This window comes from Neobacillus niacini, assembly GCF_030817595.1.
In the GTDB taxonomy this organism is placed as follows: Bacteria; Bacillota; Bacilli; order Bacillales; family Cytobacillaceae; genus Neobacillus; species Neobacillus niacini_G.
On the sequence record NZ_JAUSZN010000001.1, the window covers coordinates 6,266,104 to 6,283,441 of the forward strand.

Here is a 17,338-nt window from a genome sequence, read left to right on the forward strand (position 1 = left end):
TATCAATGGATGATTATTTAAAAAAATTTATGCAGTTTTTGCTCGTCGAGAAGAGAGTGGCCCAGAATACGCTGCTATCATATGAACGGGATTTAAAAACGTATCTTCACTATTTAAAAAATGTAGAAGCTGTTGCAGCATTTAGTCAAGTCCAACGGCCGCACATTTTACATTTTCTTTCCTTTTTAAAGGAGCAAGGTAAATCCACAAAGACATTGGCTAGACACGTTGCTTCAATCCGAGCTTTTCATCAGTTTCTATTAAGGGAACAGGCAGCGAGTCAGGATCCTTCTGTTCTTATCGAAACCCCTAAATTAGAAAGGTCAATTCCAAAGGTTTTAAGCTTTAAAGAAGTTGAAAGACTTTTAGATTTCCCCACTGGGCAAGGGCATTTTGGGTTAAGGGACAAAGCAATGTTAGAGCTGCTTTATGCTACTGGTATTCGTGTCAGTGAACTTATTCAAATCGATGTAGAGCATGTAAATATAACGATGGGGTTTGTCACCGTCAGCGGTAATAGTAATAAAGAACGAATCATACCAATTGGGAAAACGGCGGCAGGAGCACTAAAGAATTACATTGATAAGGGCAGAACAAATTTTGTTTCAAAACATGGGAATGGCTCTGATCGTGCATTGTTTTTAAACCATCAAGGAAAGAGATTGACTCGTCAAGGATTTTGGAAAATCCTAAAAAAGCTAGCTCAAGAGGCTGGTATTGAGAGTGAATTAACCCCGAATACACTTCGACATTCGTTTGCGACGCATCTATTGGAAAATGGTGCCGACCTAAAAGCTGTTCAAGAGCTGCTAGGACACGCTGATATCTCTACGACGCAGATATATACACACCTAACGAAGACAAGGTTAATGGATGTATATAGCAAATTCCATCCTAGAGCTTAATAGGGTACTAGATACATAAATATTTAAAAGTGTCGAAAAGCTGCCTAAATTATTGGCAGCTTTTTCTTGTAATTTTATTATTGTTTAGTAAAATAAAGAGGTCAGACTTCTGACGTTACATTTTTCAAATTGGTTAATAATCCTATTTTAATAAGGGTAATCTATTTTTATTAATTACAAACGTTTTCATTGTATAGAAAAAGGAGGAAGATTTGAATGACTCGAAATACATATAAGCGTATTTTTTTAATCGTAATGGACTCTGTTGGAATTGGTGAATCACCTGATGCAGAGAAGTTTGGAGATAAGGGGGCAGATACCCTTGGGCATATTGCGGAAAGAATGAACGGTCTAAACATGCCTAACATGGGCAGGTTAGGTTTAAGCAATATCCGTGAAATAAAAGGGATCAATAAAGCTGATAAACCGTTAGCATATTATACAAAAATGATGGAAGCTTCGAATGGAAAAGACACGATGACAGGCCATTGGGAAATTATGGGGTTGAATATTCAAACACCTTTCCGTGTTTTCCCAGATGGATTTCCAGATGAACTTCTTTCTGAATTAGTACAACGTACGGGAAGAAAAATAATCGGTAATAAACCTGCTAGTGGAACAGAAATTCTAGATGAGCTTGGGGAAGAGCATATGAAAACAGGAGCATTGATTGTCTACACTTCCGCAGACTCAGTACTTCAAATTGCTGCACATGAAGAAATTATTCCAATTGAAGAGCAATATAAAATATGTAAAATTGCTCGTGAGTTAACGCTTGATGAAAAATACATGGTCGGCCGCGTGATTGCTCGTCCATTCTTGGGTGAACCGGGTAATTTTAAGCGGACAGCTAATCGTCATGACTATGCATTAAAACCGTTTGATAGAACGGTCATGAATGAGATGAAAGATGCTGGGTTAGATGTAATTGCTATTGGTAAAATCTCTGATATTTATGATGGAGAAGGAGTTACCCAATCTTTAAGGACAATCTCAAATATGGACGGTATGGATAAGCTTGTACAGACATTGGATATGGATTTCACAGGGATGAGTTTCTTGAATTTAGTTGACTTTGATGCCCTTTATGGACATCGTCGTGATCCGGAAGGTTACGGGAAAGCCCTAGAAGAATACGATGCCCGCTTACCTGAAGTGTTTGCAAAATTAAAAGAAGATGATTTGTTAATTATTACAGCAGACCACGGTAATGATCCAACAGCACCAGGAACGGATCATACACGTGAATATGTCCCATTAATTGTCTACTCTAAAATGATGTCAGAAGGCAAAGAACTTCCAATAAGAGAAACGTTTGCTGACATTGGGGCAACTGTTGCAGAAAACTTTAAAGTGAAAATGCCTAACTTCGGTAAAAGTTTTTTAAATGAACTAAATTAAAAGGGGTATGATTATGAATATCGAAAAGATTCAAAATGCAGCAGGCTTTTTAAAAGATAAATATTTAAATACACCAAAAATCGGACTTATCTTAGGATCTGGTCTTGGTGTTCTAGCTGATGAAATTGAGAATCCTGTTAAGATACCATACAACGAGATACCTGATTTCCCGATTTCGACTGTTGAAGGTCATGCCGGGCAGCTTGTCTTTGGAATTTTAGAGGGTGTCGAAGTCGTTGCAATGCAAGGTCGTTTCCATTTTTATGAAGGTTATGGTATGGACAAAGTAACCTTCCCTGTACGTGTGATGAAGGAATTAGGTGTGGACATGTTAATTGTAACGAATGCAGCAGGCGGGGTTAATGAAAGCTTTGAAGCAGGAGATTTAATGATTATTAATGATCATATTAATTTTACAGGCACGAATCCTTTAATAGGTCCAAATGATTCAAAATTTGGTCCTCGTTTCCCCGATATGTCAGAAGCCTATACAAAAGAATTGAGGAGTGCAGCGAAAGAGGTTGCAGCCCGCTTAAATATAAATGTTAAAGAAGGCGTATACTTCGGATTTTCTGGACCAGTTTATGAAACCCCAGCCGAAATTAGAATGGTTAGAACATTAGGTGGAGACGCTGTTGGTATGTCAACAGTCCCTGAAGTGATCGTGGCACGACATGGAGGGATGAAGGTCCTTGGAATTTCTTGTATTACGAATATGGCTGCAGGAATTCTAGACCAGCCTTTATCACATGAGGAAGTTATTGAAACAACAGAAAGAGTAAAAGCTAATTTTCTATTATATATAAAAGAAATTGTTAAAAGCATAGCTAAATAAACTTGTAAAAGTGGTGATTAGTATGAGAATGGTTGACTTAATTGAGAAGAAAAGAGACGGGGAAGAACTAACTGCTGAAGAAATAAATTTTATTATAAATGGATACACAGATGGTTCCATACCAGATTATCAGGTTAGTGCCTTAACGATGGCAATCTTTTTCCAAGGGATGACAGAAAAAGAAAGAGCAGATTTAACCATGGCTATGGTTGAATCAGGCGATCAAATTGATTTATCACAAATCGAAGGAATAAAAGTGGATAAGCATTCAACCGGAGGGGTTGGAGATACAACAACATTAGTTCTTGGACCGCTCGTTGCCGCATTGGGGGTTCCAGTTGCGAAAATGTCAGGACGAGGTCTAGGACATACTGGCGGAACCATTGACAAATTAGAGGCAGTAAAAGGATTCCATGTTGAAATTGAGAACGAGGAATTTATTGAACTGGTGAATAAAAACAAGATTGCTGTCATTGGACAAAGTGGCAACCTAACTCCTGCTGATAAAAAGTTATATGCGTTAAGAGATGTAACAGCAACCGTTAATAGTATCCCACTAATTGCAGGTTCAATCATGAGCAAAAAGATTGCAGCAGGTGCTGATGCCATCGTTCTAGATGTAAAAACGGGTGCAGGTGCATTCATGAAGACAATTGATGACTCAAGAGAACTTGCTAAGGCAATGGTGAGTATCGGAAATAATGTTGGTAGAAGAACGATGGCTGTTATTTCTGACATGAGTCAGCCGCTCGGGTTTGCGATCGGAAATGCACTTGAAGTGAAGGAAGCAATTGATACCTTAAAGGGTGAAGGTCCAGAGGACTTGACCGAACTTTGTTTAACTCTTGGCAGTCACATGGTTTACTTAGCTGAAAAGGCAAGTTCATTGGCCGAAGCACGCACAATGCTTGAGAATGTTATTAAAGATGGCTCTGCACTTGAAAAGTTTAAGGTCTTCCTAAGCTCACAAGGTGGAGACGCGTCGATTGTAGATGACCCAGCTAAACTTCCCCAAGCACAATTTACATTCGAGTTAGAAGCAAAACAAGATGGATATGTCTCAGAAATTGTTGCGGATGAAGTGGGAACAGCTGCAATGAAATTAGGAGCTGGAAGAGCGACAAAAGAGTCTGTAATTGATTTAGCTGTAGGACTTGTTTTAAGAAAGAAAATTGGCGATCAAGTGAAAAAAGGTGAATCGTTAGTAACAATTTATAGTAATTTTGAAGATGTAAGTGAAGTAAAAGAAATGCTTTATGATAATATCATCGTTTCTTCAGAAAAAGTTGAGGCACCAATCCTCATTCATGAAGAAATAACAGAATAAAACGTATTATTAAAAGTTCAGGAAAAAATCCTGGACTTTTTTTATTTTATTAACAGGAAAATACTGTATAAAGTTGTTGGAATTGGAAAAAATGGAATCTATATAAAGAATGGAGGGTTATGCGAATGAAACGATATATCTCTTTACTGGTAATAGTCTTGTTACTAACAAGTTTATGGATACCATCCGTATCTGCAGAAGAAAAAGCGAGTACTGATATCACAGAAAATGTAAGATCTGCGATTTTAATTGAGCGTGATACTGGTCAGATTCTTTATGAAAAAAATAGTAATGAGGAGCTTCCACCTGCGAGTATGACGAAAATCATGACTATGCTGCTTATTATGGAAGCAATTGACCAAGGAAAACTCAAATGGGATGAAAGTGTCCGAACAAGTGAGTATGCTGCGTCGATGGGCGGCTCGCAAATTTTCCTTGAACCAGGTGAAGAAATGACCGTAAAACAAATGCTTCAAGGCATTGCAATTGGTTCGGGAAATGATGCTTCTGTGGCGATGGCAGAGAAAATTGCCGGATCAGAAGAAGCCTTTGTTGACATGATGAATAACAAAGTAAAAGAACTTGGTTTAAAGAATACCGTTTTTAAAAATACTACTGGCCTTCCAGGAAGTGGTCATTATAGTTCCGCACACGATATGGCGGTTATGGCCAAAGAACTATTAAAATATGAGGACATCACAAAGTTTACGGGAATGTATGAAGCATATCTTCGTGAAAATACAGATAAAAAGTTTTGGCTTGTTAATACCAATAAACTCGTTCGTTTTTACCCAGGTGTAGACGGTCTAAAAACAGGTTTTACTGGTGAAGCAAAGTATTGCTTAACTGCAACGGCACAAAAGGATGGTATGCGTGTCATTGCTGTTGTCTTTGGGGCGCCGACTTCCAAGGAGAGAAATGCTCAAGTTACAAAAATGCTAAATTATGCGTTTGCCCAGTATCAAACACACCCGATGTTTAAGAGAAACCAAGTGATTGGTGATGCTCATGTTAATAAGGGGAAAGACAAAAAAGTTCAGGCAGTAACAAGCGAACCACTTTCTTTACTTACTAAAAAAGGCGAAAAGACTGAGGATGTTACACGTAAAGTGAAACTAGATAAAAACCTTAACGCCCCTATTAAAAAAGGAGATAAGGTTGGAACTATCCAGTTTGTAAAGGAAGGGAAAGTGGTCCTTGAAAGTGAATTGGTTGCCAAAAACGACGTAAAAGAAGCCACCTGGTGGACGCTCTATAAACGTTCATTCGGGATGTTTACAAAAGCAGGAAAGTAACAAATTGTTTTGTCGAATTGCAACTTTTTTTAGCAAATATCAACTAGTTTTGTCTTGAGAGAAGGAGATTGCTCTAACGGTAACGAATTGACTCACTATACCAGATGAAGGAGGCTAGGAATAGTGAGTCTTAACATTGAAATGGAAATAAAACATGACGTTTTATTGCTACGTTTAAGTGGTGAACTAGATCATCATACAGCCGACGAATTACGAGAACAGGCAGCTAATGCAATAGAAAAGAATAATATCCGTCATATAGTTTTAAATCTGGAACAGCTTTCTTTTATGGATAGCTCTGGATTAGGAGTCATTTTAGGGCGGTACAAGCAAATAAAGCAGGTGCATGGAGAAATGGTCGTTTGTGCAATTTCCCCTGCAATACAACGATTATTCGATATGTCGGGGATGTTTAAGATTATCAAGCTAGAACCGACTGAAGAGTTTGCATTGCAAAGATTGGGGGTGGCCTGAGATGAAGAATCAGATGAATCTTCAATTCAGTGCATTAAGTCAAAATGAATCATTTGCTCGTGTCACGGTTGCTGCTTTTATTGCACAGCTTGACCCTACGATGGATGAACTGACTGAAATTAAAACCGTTGTATCTGAAGCAGTAACCAACTCCATTATTCATGGTTATGAAAATGATCCAGATGGAATTGTTTATATCCAGGTAACAATTGAGGATAATTTAGTGGATATTTCCATTAAAGATGTCGGATTAGGAATTGTAGATGTGGAGGAAGCTCGACAGCCATTATTTACAACGAAGCCAGATTTAGAAAGGTCTGGTATGGGATTCACTATCATGGAAAATTTCATGGATGAGGTTGAGGTTCTCACACAGCCAGGTAAAGGAACCGAAGTAAGATTAAAAAAGCATTTACACACAAGCAAAATGCTATGCAATTAAGGAGACTTGCCAATGGATGTGGAGGTCAAAAAAGATAAAGCGCAAACGTATTTAAAGGACCATGAAGTAAAGGAATTGATTAAAAAAAGCCAAGACGGAGACCAAGCAGCAAGAGACCTAATTGCTGAAAAAAATATGCGTCTTGTTTGGTCCGTTGTCCAGCGGTTTCTAAATAGGGGATATGATCCTGATGATCTTTTCCAAATTGGATGTATCGGATTGCTGAAATCAGTGGATAAGTTTGATCTTTCCTACGATGTGAAATTTTCTACCTATGCGGTTCCAATGATTATTGGTGAAATCCAAAGGTTTATTCGTGATGATGGAACGGTTAAGGTTAGCCGTTCATTAAAGGAAATGGGAAACCGAATTCGAAAGGCGAAGGATGAATTATCGAAGACATACGGAAGAATTCCAACTGTTAACGAAATTTCAGAGCATCTCCAGCTGTCGCCGGAGGATGTTATTCTTGCCCAGGAGGCAAGTCGCACGCCATCATCTATTCATGAAACGGTATATGAAAATGACGGAGATCCTATTACCTTATTGGATCAGATAGATGACGGAAATGAAGGTAAATGGTTCGATAAAATTGCCTTAAAAGAAGCAATACGGGAATTGGATGAACGTGAGCGGCTAATCGTTTATTTACGGTATTATAAAGACCAAACCCAATCAGAAGTCGCAGTCAGACTGGGTATTTCCCAGGTGCAGGTTTCAAGACTTGAAAAAAAGATATTGCAGCAAATGAAAGACCGAATGGATCTCTAATGATCCATTCGGTCTTTTTTTTAGTAAAGATTAATTTTTTGCTCATACTAGATATACAAGGAAATCAATGTGTGGGGAGTGAATGTTTTGGAAAAAACAATCTACATCCGCATGCGGAATCGTGTTCTGGCTAAACCCGAAGAAAGTATCTATTTAGACGACATAGCTCAGATCATTGCTCCAGAAACCATAATCCCTAAAATAAAAAAACTAAAAGTCCATCAAATATCCGTTCATGACAGAAATATCGTCATCATTGATGTTATGAAGGTTATTAGATTGATTTCAAATCTTATCGAAAATGCAGATGTCCAAACCATCGGACCAGCGCAAACTATTGTAGAAGTCATACTAAAGAAAAAACAAATGTCGTTACCTTTCTTTATCTTAATTTGGTTTTTGTTATTTTTTGGTTCTGCGATGGCAATTATGAACTTTCATGACGATGTCAGTATGCGAAGTGTTCAGGAAAAGCTATACAAAATCATTACGGGTGTGGAGGATACCAAGCCGTGGATATTTCAAATTCCCTATTCAATTGGGTTAGGTTTAGGGATGATTTTATTCTTTAATCATGTATTTCAAAAAAGGATCAACGAAGAACCAAGTCCCCTGGAAGTCGAGATGTTTAATTATCAAATGGACTTAGATAATTATGTCATCATTCATGAAAATAAAGAAAGTATGAAACGAACAAATGACGATTAAAGTAATTGCGGTTATGTTTATTGGCCTTGCAGGTGGATTAGCAGTTGGTTCAGGTTTTGTAGCTTTTCTAACAGTACTTGGCATTATCCCGAGACTTACACAGCTGACAAAGACAATGAAAATGATTCGGTATTACGAATGGGCCGTTGTTATGGGGGCACTAACAGGGATAGCAGGGAGTTTAAGAGACCCAATCTTAGGAATCTCTCCTTATTTTATGGTGCCTCTTGGATTGGCTGGAGGGGTCTTTGTTGGGATGTTAGCCGCAGGGCTCACAGAAGCATTAAATGTATTCCCTGTCCTTGCCAAAAGGATGGGGATAGATGGGAAAATTATCATCCTTATAATGGCGATTGTTCTAGGGAAAATTGCCGGGTCAATTTTTCAATGGGTCTATTTTGTGCATCATTAACGTCAGCCTAAGGAAAGGACATCTAAAAGAATGAGTATTCGTAGGCGGGTTATATTAATTACAGATGGCGATGAGTATGCCAAGAGGGCTGTAGAGCGTGTTGCTCAAGAAGTGGGAGGGCGTTGTATTACGCAGTCCCATGGGAATCCTTCTGTACTAACAGGGGAGGAGCTCGTAAAGCTAATTAAAAAGGCTGCTAATGACCCAGTATTAGTAATGTTTGATGATAGTGGACTTGTTGGAGAAGGTGCAGGCGAACGGGCATTAAAATATGTCGCCACCCATAAGGATATTGAAGTTTTGGGAATTATTGCTGTTGCTGCAAAAACCCATCAGGCAGAGTGGACAAGAATCGATGTGAGTATCGATCGAGATGGTGAACTAACTCCTTATGGCGTCGATAAACACGGTATACCAGAGCTAGAGATTGGAAGATTAAATGGAGATACGGTTTACTGCCTTGACGAACTTGATGTTCCAATTATCGTAGGAATCGGAGATGTGGGGAAAATGGCCCGGCGTGATCACTATGAACGCGGAGCACCTATTACGAAAAAAGCGGTAGAGTTAATACTCGAAAGGAGTGGATTTCGTGACGAGAGAGAACGAACAAACATGGCCGATTCCTGAGTCACTTCTAGAAATAGAACATTACATGAAACAGCGGGTCGGTTTAGGTGTGAGTTTTGACTTTGGAGTCCGGAAGTTAAAAATTCTTAAAAAGGATGTACACTTCTATTGGATAACTGGTTTATGTGATACTGGTTTTATTATAGAAACAGTTGAAGAACTAGTTCAAATTAATGATCATGAAAAATTATCATCTGACCTTTTTAAAATAGTTGAAAACAGGCTGGTAAATCAATCTGTACAGCCAATAAAAACACTGGATGAAATGGTTACACAGGTATTATCTGGATTAATAGTTGTTGTAGTCGAGGGTGCAAATACTGCACTTGCCGTTGATGTTAGAAGCTATCCGGGTAGAACACCTATGGAACCTGACACGGAAAAAGTAGTTAGAGGTTCTCGTGATGGTTTTGTTGAAAATATAGTGCTGAATACTGCATTAACAAGAAGACGAATACGAGATGAACGGCTGCGTTTTGAAATTCTTAAGGTAGGTGAACGTTCAAAAACTGATATAGCGATTGGCTACATAAATGACATTGCCGATCCAAACTTAGTAAATATTATTCGAAAAGAACTTAAAGCCATTAAAGTGGATGGAATCCCAATGGCAGATAAAACCATTGAAGAGTTTCTTTTAAAACAAGGATTAAATCCATATCCATTAGTTAGGTATACAGAACGTGCTGATGTGGCCGCCGCACATCTATTAGAGGGTCATGTCGTTATATATGTTGATACCTCTCCGAGTGTCATTATTGCACCAACCACTTATTTTCATCATGTCCAACATGCTGAGGAGTTCCGTGAAGCTCCTGTTATGGGGACATTTGTCCGTTGGTCTCGATTTTTAGGTATTTTAACATCAATCTTTCTACTTCCATTATGGATGTTATTCGTGTTAGAACCATCTTTGCTTCCAGAAAGGCTTTCATTTATTGGACCAAACGAGCATACCAATATTCCAATCGTATTACAGATACTATTAGCAGATTTCGGGCTGGAATTTTTAAAAATCGCAGCAATACATACGCCTACTCCTCTTTCAACAGCAATGGGGTTAATTGCTGCAGTGTTAATCGGTCAGATAGCCATTGATGTTGGATTATTTGTTCCAGAAGTGATTCTTTATGTTGCAGTTGCTGGTATTGGTTCATTCACGACACCAAGCTATGAATTAAGTGTAGCCAATAAAATTGCCAGAATGATCCTGGTAATACTCGTAGCAATCTTCCATACTCCGGGCTTTGTGATTGGTTCTACACTGCTGTTTATTCATCTAGTAACAACACGAGCACTTAATACTCCCTATTTTTGGCCCTTTCTCCCTTTCGAACCTAAGGGATTCTTGCAAATTATTTTTCGCCGTGCTGTACCAGGAGCCATATTTCGTCCTAGTATCGTACATCCTAGGAATCGATACCGTCAGCCGCCAGGGGAACAATAACTTATTGCGGAATGCGAAAGGGTATGCTAAAGTATTTTTAATTGTATAAAAGGATAGGAAGCTAAAATAGGCAGTATCCTTTCTGGATTCTGTCTATTTATTATTACTTTTTTAAAGCACGCACCATACACTAATAAAGAGTCTTTACGGAGAGAGGGAAGGAAATGTATTTTTACGGAACAACAGGCGTAAACGGCAAGGGTAATTTGGAAATAGGCGGAGTAGATGCAGTAGAGTTGGCCGAGCAATTTGGAACTCCTCTCTATGTTTATGACGTTTCATTAATGAGGGAAAGAGCTAGAGGTTTTAAAAAGACGTTTGAAGAACAAAATGTCAAAGCTCAGGTTGCATATGCAAGTAAGGCATTTTCAACGATTGCCATGCTTCAACTGGCGGAAGAAGAAGGTTTATCTCTTGATGTTGTATCTGGTGGAGAGTTATATACGGCCATTGCTGCTGGGTTCCCATCAGAGAGAATTCACTTTCATGGAAACAATAAAAGTAGAGAAGAACTAGAAATGGCGCTAGAACACAAAATTGGCTGTATCGTGGTGGATAATTTTTACGAATTAGAACTATTAAAAACCATTTGCCTTGAAAGAAATGAAACAATAAGCATTCTGCTTAGGGTTACTCCTGGAATTGAAGCACATACCCATGATTACATCTTAACAGGGCAGGAAGATTCTAAGTTTGGATTTGATTTGCAAAATGGACAAGCAGAAGAGGCGTTAATGACCGCGCTGCGAATTAAGCATTTCGATGTTTTAGGTCTGCATTGTCACATTGGTTCGCAAATTTTTGAAACAACAGGTTTCTTGCTTGCCGCTGAAAAAATTGTTGGCAAAATGAACCAATGGAAAAATACTCTTAATTTTGAAGCTAAGGTACTAAATTTAGGCGGCGGTTTTGGAATACGCTATACAAGTGAAGATGAACCACTGTTGCCTTCACAATATGTTAGTGAAATTATTAAAGAAGTTAAGAGATTAATTCAGCAATACTCCATGGAAATGCCTGAGATTTGGATAGAGCCTGGACGCTCACTTGTAGGTGATGCAGGAACAACCCTTTACCACATTGGTTCTTCAAAAGAAGTTCCAGGTGTTAGAAAATATTTAGCTGTTGACGGTGGAATGAGTGACAATATTAGACCCGCTCTCTATCAGGCTAAGTATGAAGCTGTTTTAGCAAATAAACCTTTAGCAGAGGCAACAGAAAAAGTTTCTATAGCAGGGAAATGCTGTGAATCAGGTGATATGCTGATTTGGGACTTACCACTTCCAGAGACTGAAGACGATGACCTTCTGGCAGTATTCTGTACCGGAGCCTATGGTTATTCGATGGCGAACAATTACAATCGTATACCACGCCCAGCAGTGGTATTTGTAGAAAATGGCAAGGCGGCTCTTGTTGTTAAAAGAGAAACGTATGAAGATCTTCTTCGGTTAGACCTTCCCTTAAAATAAATAAGCTGCCGCCATGCGGCAGTTTTCTTATTTTTATTCTAGCTCTAGCGCCTAGGGGCTTCCGCTTTTTTATTTGTAAAATGGATTATTTTTTAGATATAGTGTAGAATGACAACATGTACGCTATCTTCAAATTGCATTTGGAGGATTTAAATGAAGAAAAGTAATTGGATGGTTTTTAGTATCCTTGTAGGACTGGCACTTATATGGGGGATTATTTATTGGGTTTTTATTGTACCAAGATAATAATTATAATTGGGATTGATAGATAAACAATTATTATGTATGATTGACAATAATGAAACACTTTACCAATTCGGACTACATATTATAGAGAAAACGAAAACCGTTATTTAAAAATTGTGTGAACAAATATACTATCCGCTAAACTGGGTTTATTTAATATAATGAGGGAGCTATTATGTTAATTCGTTATAAGAAAACATTTGAAAAAATAGCCATGGGCTTATTGTCCTTTATGCCTACTGAAAAGGACTTGAAGAAACTCCAATTTACCATTAAGGAGTATGAAACGGAAGAAAACTTACAGCTTTTTCTTTGGAAGGAAGAAGATATTATCGGACTTATTGGGGCCCAAATGAACGATAATGATTCTTCAATAATGATTCAACATATTTCTGTTAATCCCTCACACCGCTATCAAGGGGTAGGGAAACGAATGGTTAAAGCTTTGAAGGATATGTATCCAGATAGGGCTATAACAGCGAATGATAATACCGCACCGTTTGTTGAGAAATGTGATCTTTGCTAACCCTATAATAGAAAGGCAGCGAAATTTTTATTGGCTGCCTTTTTTATTTTTCAGTGCTTCCATTCGTTCTTCAATTACGTTTGTACGGTCTCGTAACTTATGTCTATTGATAATAGAAACATCTTCTAAATTACTTTCCTTCCCCCAGTTAAAGCCTTTATTTTGACATTCCTTAATGCAAGCTTCTAAAAGTGCGAGGTCGGAGATCGGCAAAGTAACGCTTGCGTATCTTTCTTCTTTATCCGCATGCGTCAAAAGTTTTGAAAGCATAGGAAAAAAAATATCCATATCTAACCCCATTTGGAAAAGCTCACTCTCATGTAAGGAGAAGATTTTTATTGCTTTTTCTAATGTTCGTTTAGCACCATTAAAGTTCTTCCTCCGATGATGATACCTCGAAACCGCTAAAAGGATGAAGCCTACCCAAATAGAATTTTTACTTCTGTCGCTAGATTCTTTCCAGTACTCTTCAAGTATCTCGTGGCATTCAAAATAATCCCTGTCTCCATTAAAATGGGCTAAAAATTCAATATACTGCGCTGGGTACAAAAAATCACCCTCTCATTGATAAGATATGTACAGTGTAGCATATAATGAACGATTCTTCAGGGTTTTGCCATTGAGAAAAAGCCCGCCTTAAAAAGGCGGGCTCGCTTCCAATGCAACCTCTAACTTAGAACCAAGAAGCACCAACAATAATCAACAGAATGAATAGAACCACGATTAAAGCAAAACCGCCTCCGAAACCGTAACCATCAGCCATGTGTAAAACCCTCCTATAGTTGTTTTGTTATTCTTTTCCCTCTCATCATATGTACCGTCGTTGTCCAGTGTTATGGGCAAACATCATTTTTTCAATAAATACTAAAGCCAATAAATTTCTATTGGATAACGTATTTGATTCCTCTATACTAATAAGAGTCATGAATATGAAAATTACATCAAGGATTCTGGGTGAAAGATGATACACTATAATGTGAAAATTGATGCGTTTGAAGGTCCATTGGATTTATTGCTCCATTTAATAAATCGGCTTGAAATTGATATATATGATATTCCTGTTGCTCAAATTACTGAACAATATTTAATCTATATAAAAACAATGTCTGAACTTAAATTGGATATAGCCAGTGAATTTCTTGTGATGGCTGCAACCTTACTAGCGATCAAAAGTAAAATGTTACTACCAAAGCATGAAGAGGAATTGGATGAATTAGATTCCGAAATGAGTTACGAAGAAGACCCAAGAGACGAGTTAGTCGAAAGGCTGATTGAATACCGGAAATACAAAGAGGCTGCTCATGATTTAAAGTCGCTAGAGGAAGAACGAGGACTCATGTATACAAAACCACCGAGTGACCTTTCAGATTTTGCAAAAGACAAACAGCCGGAAAAAACTGAATTAAATGTAACACTTTACGACATGCTGGCTGCTTTTCAAAAGCTATTGCGCAGGAAAAAGCTGCAACGTCCAATGGCAACAAAGATTGCCAGACAAGAAATATCAATTGAAGCAAGAATGACAGAAATTATGAATGAATTAAAGCTCATAAAAGGCAGGAAAAACTTTAACGATTTATTTCCTGTTGCTGCAAAGGAACATATCGTTGTGACATTTTTGGCGGTATTGGAGCTTATCAAAAGAAAAGAAATAGACGTTGAACAACATGAAAACTTTGGGGATATATTTGTTCATGCAGTTAAGGAAGGAGCAGAAGGGCTTGGAAATAGTTAATTGGCAAAGTATTTTAGAAAGTCTTTTATTCGCTGCCGGTGATGAAGGACTCACTTTAAAGCATGTGGCTGAGGTCCTGGACGTAGAGGAATTGAAGGCTGGCGAGATAATAGAAGAGTTAAGACAAGTATATGAAAAAGATACCAATCGCGGAATTATGATTGTTCAACTCGCTGGTACCTATCAGCTTGCAACCAAAAAAGAGAATGCTGCCTATCTTAAGAGACTTGTCGACTCGCCAAATACTTCTGCTTTGTCTCAGGCTGCTTTAGAAACATTGGCTATAATTGCTTATAAACAGCCGATCACACGTGCAGAAATAGAGGAAATCCGGGGAGTAAAAACGGAAAGACCCATTCATACCCTGATGACAAAAGCACTTATTAAGGAAGTGGGAAGGGCTGAAGGTACAGGAAGAGCATACCTCTATGGAACCACAAAAGAATTTCTTGACTACTTCGGTTTGAAAAACATTCAAGAGTTGCCCAAGCTTCCAGATAGAGTCGAAGAAGAATTTGTACAAGAAGAAGCCGACCTCTTCTTCGAAAAGTTTCAGGAGAGTTTAAATTCTTAAAAGTAAAACAATTTCATTAAGTTGTGATAAAATAGAAGTATGATTTCAAAGATTTCCGAAACTTCTACTTATTTGTTACTGGCTAAAGGGGATTGATTTAATTGTTGATTAAAGAATGCACCGGATATGAATTGGAAAAGGAAAAATCAAACACTTCAGAGGATTTCTTTAATAGAAGTGAAGTAACTTTTATTGATGGTTCTGAAGAAAAAACATTGCACGTATTGTATGTTAGATACTTTGATGAGTTGTTTCAAGAGTTCACTCCTTTTCAGCAAAACCCAATTCTAACAAAAGACAATATTGAAGTAACCTTCAAGGATATTGTGGCATTAGTATGTTTAATCAAAAATCCGGGTTTGCGTAATCGCAAACGGTTATACATTAATTCTAAACAGGAATTTGCTTCATATTTTCAAGATATTGATTTTGAAAAATTACCTGAAATAGTACTTGCTGTTAAGCAAAACCATAAATTTGAACTCCGTTCTCCACTGGACTACATTAAACAACCGAGGTAGGAAGGGTATAAAAGAATACAAAGGAGTGTTTGGATGGGAAATTCATTAGTTAAGACGCAGCTAAAAGATGTGGGAGGGTTTTTAACCTCAACAATCGGAACATTAGAAAATTATTTAAATGAAACGACGGTTTCACAGATGGAACAAGAATTAACAGGAGATTCAAGTTATTATAAATTAATTCTATCCAATTTGAGAAAATTGCTTGTTTATTGTGAAGAAAGCCTAGATGCTTGTTCAGTAATCTTGCAAAGTGAACCTTTTCAAAAGCCCACTGCTGAGAAAACTCTTTATCGTATTTTTCATCAGTGTATTGAGGAATTTTTCTCGCCTAAGAATGACGCTTGGTTTGAGGATAGCCGTTCTGCCTATACAGGACGAAATTCAATAAAGTTTTATAAAACTGTACCTGAAAGTGTACAAAAGTTAGTGAAAGGCCTTGAAGGAGAATTCCAAAGGGTTAGAGAAGAACTGGAATACTATGAAACAGATTACCGTACAAAAATGATTCAATCAAAATAAATGATTAAAAACTGTCCTTACTAGGGCAGTTTTTTTGTTCATAATCCATCATATTTTTCATACCTTTTAGGGGAGATTCAAAATAAAAGGGTGGGATCGTATGAATCGATTTAGTCAATATGTCCACGAGTTATTTGAATGGAATGAGCAAATGAAGGAGTTTCTAGAAACAGATGATGTCAAAGATAATTTAGAGTTATGGGAGCAGCTCGAACATTTCACCGATTTGATTGAGAATACGAGTGGATCATTATCTGATCATGACATGCTAAGTCTACAATCAAAAGCAGAAGAAATCCATGAGCAACTGGAGAGTTATTTTTCTCGTAAACAAGGGGTTGGAACTATTTGGGTTGAAAAAAAGACTGTCCCGCCGGGCGGTCATACACTCCCAGAGCTACCATATGCCTATAATGCTTTAGAACCCTATATCTCGGAGGAAATCATGAGACTTCATCATGATAAGCACCACCGCTCCTATGTAGATGGTTTAAACAAAGCGGAGGTAAATTTAAAGAAGGCTAGAGATACCAATGATTTTTCCCTTATCAAACATTGGTCAAGAGAATTGGCCTTTCATGGTTCAGGGCATTACTTGCATACAATCTTTTGGAAAAACATGATCCCGAAAGGAGGAGGAAGCCCTCAAGGACTTCTAAAAAGAGAAATAGAAAATTATTTTGGCAGTTTTGAAAAATTTAAAAAACAGTTCTCTGAAGCAGCAAAGCAGGTCGAAGGTGTAGGGTGGGCGATCCTCGTATGGTCTCCTCGTGCCAGGCACCTTGAAATATTACAATCAGAAAGACATATGCTGTTAACGCAATGGGACACCATACCTCTATTAGTTTTAGATGTTTGGGAACACGCATATTATCTACAGTATAAGAACAATAGATCTGGCTACGTTGACAATTGGTGGAATCTCGTAAACTGGAATGATGTTGAAATGAGGTTTGATAAAGCATTTGAGATTAAGTGGCCAGCATTTTAAATGGTTAGGCAGTCGGCAAAAGTCGATTGCCTTTTCAATTTTTAGGACAAATAGTCATATCAAGCCTTGTCCTGCATAAAATTTTAGAAAGCTAGGCAATAAAATAT

General features: G+C 37.9%; 21 protein-coding genes. 19 read left to right on the forward strand and 2 right to left on the reverse strand.

From position 1 onward, the window contains the following. Positions 1-5 precede the first annotated feature (5 nt). From xerD to QFZ31_RS29940, 14 genes are all read left to right on the forward strand, one after another. A complete protein-coding gene (xerD, locus tag QFZ31_RS29875; protein WP_307310272.1) occupies positions 6-905 on the forward strand; it encodes a site-specific tyrosine recombinase XerD in 900 nt (299 codons plus the stop codon). 216 nt (positions 906-1,121) lie between these two features. After that, positions 1,122-2,306 (forward strand): phosphopentomutase, encoded by a 1,185-nt coding sequence (gene deoB, locus QFZ31_RS29880; protein ID WP_307310274.1) that lies wholly within the window; start codon positions 1,122-1,124, stop codon positions 2,304-2,306. Between the two features lie 13 nt (positions 2,307-2,319). Next, on the forward strand, positions 2,320-3,141 hold the full coding sequence (locus QFZ31_RS29885) for a purine-nucleoside phosphorylase (protein ID WP_307310275.1): 822 nt from the start codon (positions 2,320-2,322) through the stop codon (positions 3,139-3,141). Positions 3,142-3,163: 22 nt separating this feature from the next. Continuing rightward, positions 3,164-4,468, forward strand: coding sequence for a pyrimidine-nucleoside phosphorylase (locus QFZ31_RS29890; protein WP_307310278.1), 1,305 nt, complete (start codon positions 3,164-3,166; stop codon positions 4,466-4,468). 125 nt (positions 4,469-4,593) lie between these two features. Beyond that, positions 4,594-5,763, forward strand: coding sequence for a D-alanyl-D-alanine carboxypeptidase family protein (locus tag QFZ31_RS29895; protein WP_307310281.1), 1,170 nt, complete (start codon positions 4,594-4,596; stop codon positions 5,761-5,763). A gap of 123 nt (positions 5,764-5,886) precedes the next feature. Further along, positions 5,887-6,237: an anti-sigma F factor antagonist gene (spoIIAA, locus tag QFZ31_RS29900; RefSeq protein WP_179596526.1), complete on the forward strand. Its 351-nt coding sequence runs from the start codon at positions 5,887-5,889 to the stop codon at positions 6,235-6,237. A gap of 1 nt (position 6,238) precedes the next feature. Beyond that, a complete protein-coding gene (gene spoIIAB / locus QFZ31_RS29905) occupies positions 6,239-6,679 on the forward strand; it encodes an anti-sigma F factor (protein WP_034677305.1) in 441 nt (146 codons plus the stop codon). 12 nt (positions 6,680-6,691) lie between these two features. Next, complete coding sequence (gene sigF / locus QFZ31_RS29910; RefSeq protein ID WP_034677308.1) at positions 6,692-7,450, forward strand: RNA polymerase sporulation sigma factor SigF; 759 nt, start codon at positions 6,692-6,694, stop codon at positions 7,448-7,450. Positions 7,451-7,537: 87 nt separating this feature from the next. Beyond that, a complete protein-coding gene (locus QFZ31_RS29915) occupies positions 7,538-8,158 on the forward strand; it encodes a stage V sporulation protein AA (protein ID WP_307310284.1) in 621 nt (206 codons plus the stop codon). After that, the gene (locus QFZ31_RS29920) at positions 8,148-8,570 is read left to right on the forward strand and encodes a stage V sporulation protein AB (protein WP_179596522.1); all 423 of its coding nucleotides are present in this window, start codon (positions 8,148-8,150) and stop codon (positions 8,568-8,570) included. Before QFZ31_RS29915 ends, QFZ31_RS29920 begins: the two co-directional genes overlap by 11 nt. Before the next feature lie 30 nt (positions 8,571-8,600). Continuing rightward, positions 8,601-9,200, forward strand: a complete 600-nt coding sequence (locus tag QFZ31_RS29925; protein WP_307310286.1) for a stage V sporulation protein AE — start codon at positions 8,601-8,603, stop codon at positions 9,198-9,200. Beyond that, complete coding sequence (locus tag QFZ31_RS29930) at positions 9,163-10,647, forward strand: spore germination protein (protein ID WP_306073515.1); 1,485 nt, start codon at positions 9,163-9,165, stop codon at positions 10,645-10,647. Before QFZ31_RS29925 ends, QFZ31_RS29930 begins: the two co-directional genes overlap by 38 nt. Positions 10,648-10,811: 164 nt before the next feature. Then, positions 10,812-12,116 carry a diaminopimelate decarboxylase gene (gene lysA / locus QFZ31_RS29935; protein WP_307310288.1) on the forward strand — a complete coding sequence of 435 codons (1,305 nt, stop codon included), beginning with the start codon at positions 10,812-10,814 and terminating at the stop codon, positions 12,114-12,116. A gap of 421 nt (positions 12,117-12,537) precedes the next feature. Next, positions 12,538-12,888, forward strand: a complete 351-nt coding sequence (locus tag QFZ31_RS29940) for a GNAT family N-acetyltransferase (RefSeq protein ID WP_307310292.1) — start codon at positions 12,538-12,540, stop codon at positions 12,886-12,888. Positions 12,889-12,915: 27 nt separating this feature from the next. Here QFZ31_RS29940 and QFZ31_RS29945 read toward each other — a convergent pair whose 3' ends face one another. Both QFZ31_RS29945 and QFZ31_RS29950 read right to left on the reverse strand, forming a co-directional pair. After that, the gene (locus tag QFZ31_RS29945) at positions 12,916-13,437 is read right to left on the reverse strand and encodes a DUF309 domain-containing protein (protein WP_307310294.1); all 522 of its coding nucleotides are present in this window, start codon (positions 13,435-13,437) and stop codon (positions 12,916-12,918) included. Between the two features lie 124 nt (positions 13,438-13,561). Next, a complete protein-coding gene (locus tag QFZ31_RS29950; protein WP_179596512.1) occupies positions 13,562-13,651 on the reverse strand; it encodes a YjcZ family sporulation protein in 90 nt (29 codons plus the stop codon). A gap of 198 nt (positions 13,652-13,849) precedes the next feature. On the opposite strand from QFZ31_RS29950, the gene QFZ31_RS29955 reads away from it, so the two are divergent. From QFZ31_RS29955 to QFZ31_RS29975, 5 genes are all read left to right on the forward strand, one after another. Continuing rightward, positions 13,850-14,623 (forward strand): segregation/condensation protein A, encoded by a 774-nt coding sequence (locus tag QFZ31_RS29955; protein ID WP_307310298.1) that lies wholly within the window; start codon positions 13,850-13,852, stop codon positions 14,621-14,623. Beyond that, positions 14,610-15,197, forward strand: a complete 588-nt coding sequence (scpB, locus tag QFZ31_RS29960; protein ID WP_307310301.1) for an SMC-Scp complex subunit ScpB — start codon at positions 14,610-14,612, stop codon at positions 15,195-15,197. Before QFZ31_RS29955 ends, scpB begins: the two co-directional genes overlap by 14 nt. Before the next feature lie 101 nt (positions 15,198-15,298). Beyond that, complete coding sequence (locus QFZ31_RS29965) at positions 15,299-15,718, forward strand: hypothetical protein (protein WP_307310303.1); 420 nt, start codon at positions 15,299-15,301, stop codon at positions 15,716-15,718. 33 nt (positions 15,719-15,751) lie between these two features. Continuing rightward, positions 15,752-16,240, forward strand: a complete 489-nt coding sequence (locus QFZ31_RS29970; RefSeq protein ID WP_306073522.1) for a YpuI family protein — start codon at positions 15,752-15,754, stop codon at positions 16,238-16,240. Positions 16,241-16,340: 100 nt separating this feature from the next. Then, positions 16,341-17,231, forward strand: a complete 891-nt coding sequence (locus QFZ31_RS29975) for a superoxide dismutase (RefSeq protein ID WP_307310309.1) — start codon at positions 16,341-16,343, stop codon at positions 17,229-17,231. Positions 17,232-17,338: the final 107 nt, after the last annotated feature.

Excerpts from the sequence above, each read along its gene's own strand:
- xerD (WP_307310272.1), top strand. The coding sequence starts at position 6 with ATGGATGATTATTTAAAAAAATTTATGCAGTTTTTGCTCGTCGAGAAG.
- deoB (WP_307310274.1), top strand. The coding sequence starts at position 1,122 with ATGACTCGAAATACATATAAGCGTATTTTTTTAATCGTAATGGACTCT.
- QFZ31_RS29885 (WP_307310275.1), top strand. The coding sequence starts at position 2,320 with ATGAATATCGAAAAGATTCAAAATGCAGCAGGCTTTTTAAAAGATAAA.
- QFZ31_RS29890 (WP_307310278.1), top strand. The coding sequence starts at position 3,164 with ATGAGAATGGTTGACTTAATTGAGAAGAAAAGAGACGGGGAAGAACTA.
- QFZ31_RS29895 (WP_307310281.1), top strand. The coding sequence starts at position 4,594 with ATGAAACGATATATCTCTTTACTGGTAATAGTCTTGTTACTAACAAGT.
- spoIIAB (WP_034677305.1), top strand. The coding sequence starts at position 6,239 with ATGAAGAATCAGATGAATCTTCAATTCAGTGCATTAAGTCAAAATGAA.
- sigF (WP_034677308.1), top strand. The coding sequence starts at position 6,692 with ATGGATGTGGAGGTCAAAAAAGATAAAGCGCAAACGTATTTAAAGGAC.
- QFZ31_RS29920 (WP_179596522.1), top strand. The coding sequence starts at position 8,148 with ATGACGATTAAAGTAATTGCGGTTATGTTTATTGGCCTTGCAGGTGGA.
- QFZ31_RS29925 (WP_307310286.1), top strand. The coding sequence starts at position 8,601 with ATGAGTATTCGTAGGCGGGTTATATTAATTACAGATGGCGATGAGTAT.
- lysA (WP_307310288.1), top strand. The coding sequence starts at position 10,812 with ATGTATTTTTACGGAACAACAGGCGTAAACGGCAAGGGTAATTTGGAA.
- QFZ31_RS29940 (WP_307310292.1), top strand. The coding sequence starts at position 12,538 with ATGTTAATTCGTTATAAGAAAACATTTGAAAAAATAGCCATGGGCTTA.
- QFZ31_RS29950 (WP_179596512.1), bottom strand. The coding sequence starts at position 13,651 with ATGGCTGATGGTTACGGTTTCGGAGGCGGTTTTGCTTTAATCGTGGTT.
- QFZ31_RS29955 (WP_307310298.1), top strand. The coding sequence starts at position 13,850 with ATGATACACTATAATGTGAAAATTGATGCGTTTGAAGGTCCATTGGAT.
- QFZ31_RS29970 (WP_306073522.1), top strand. The coding sequence starts at position 15,752 with ATGGGAAATTCATTAGTTAAGACGCAGCTAAAAGATGTGGGAGGGTTT.
- QFZ31_RS29975 (WP_307310309.1), top strand. The coding sequence starts at position 16,341 with ATGAATCGATTTAGTCAATATGTCCACGAGTTATTTGAATGGAATGAG.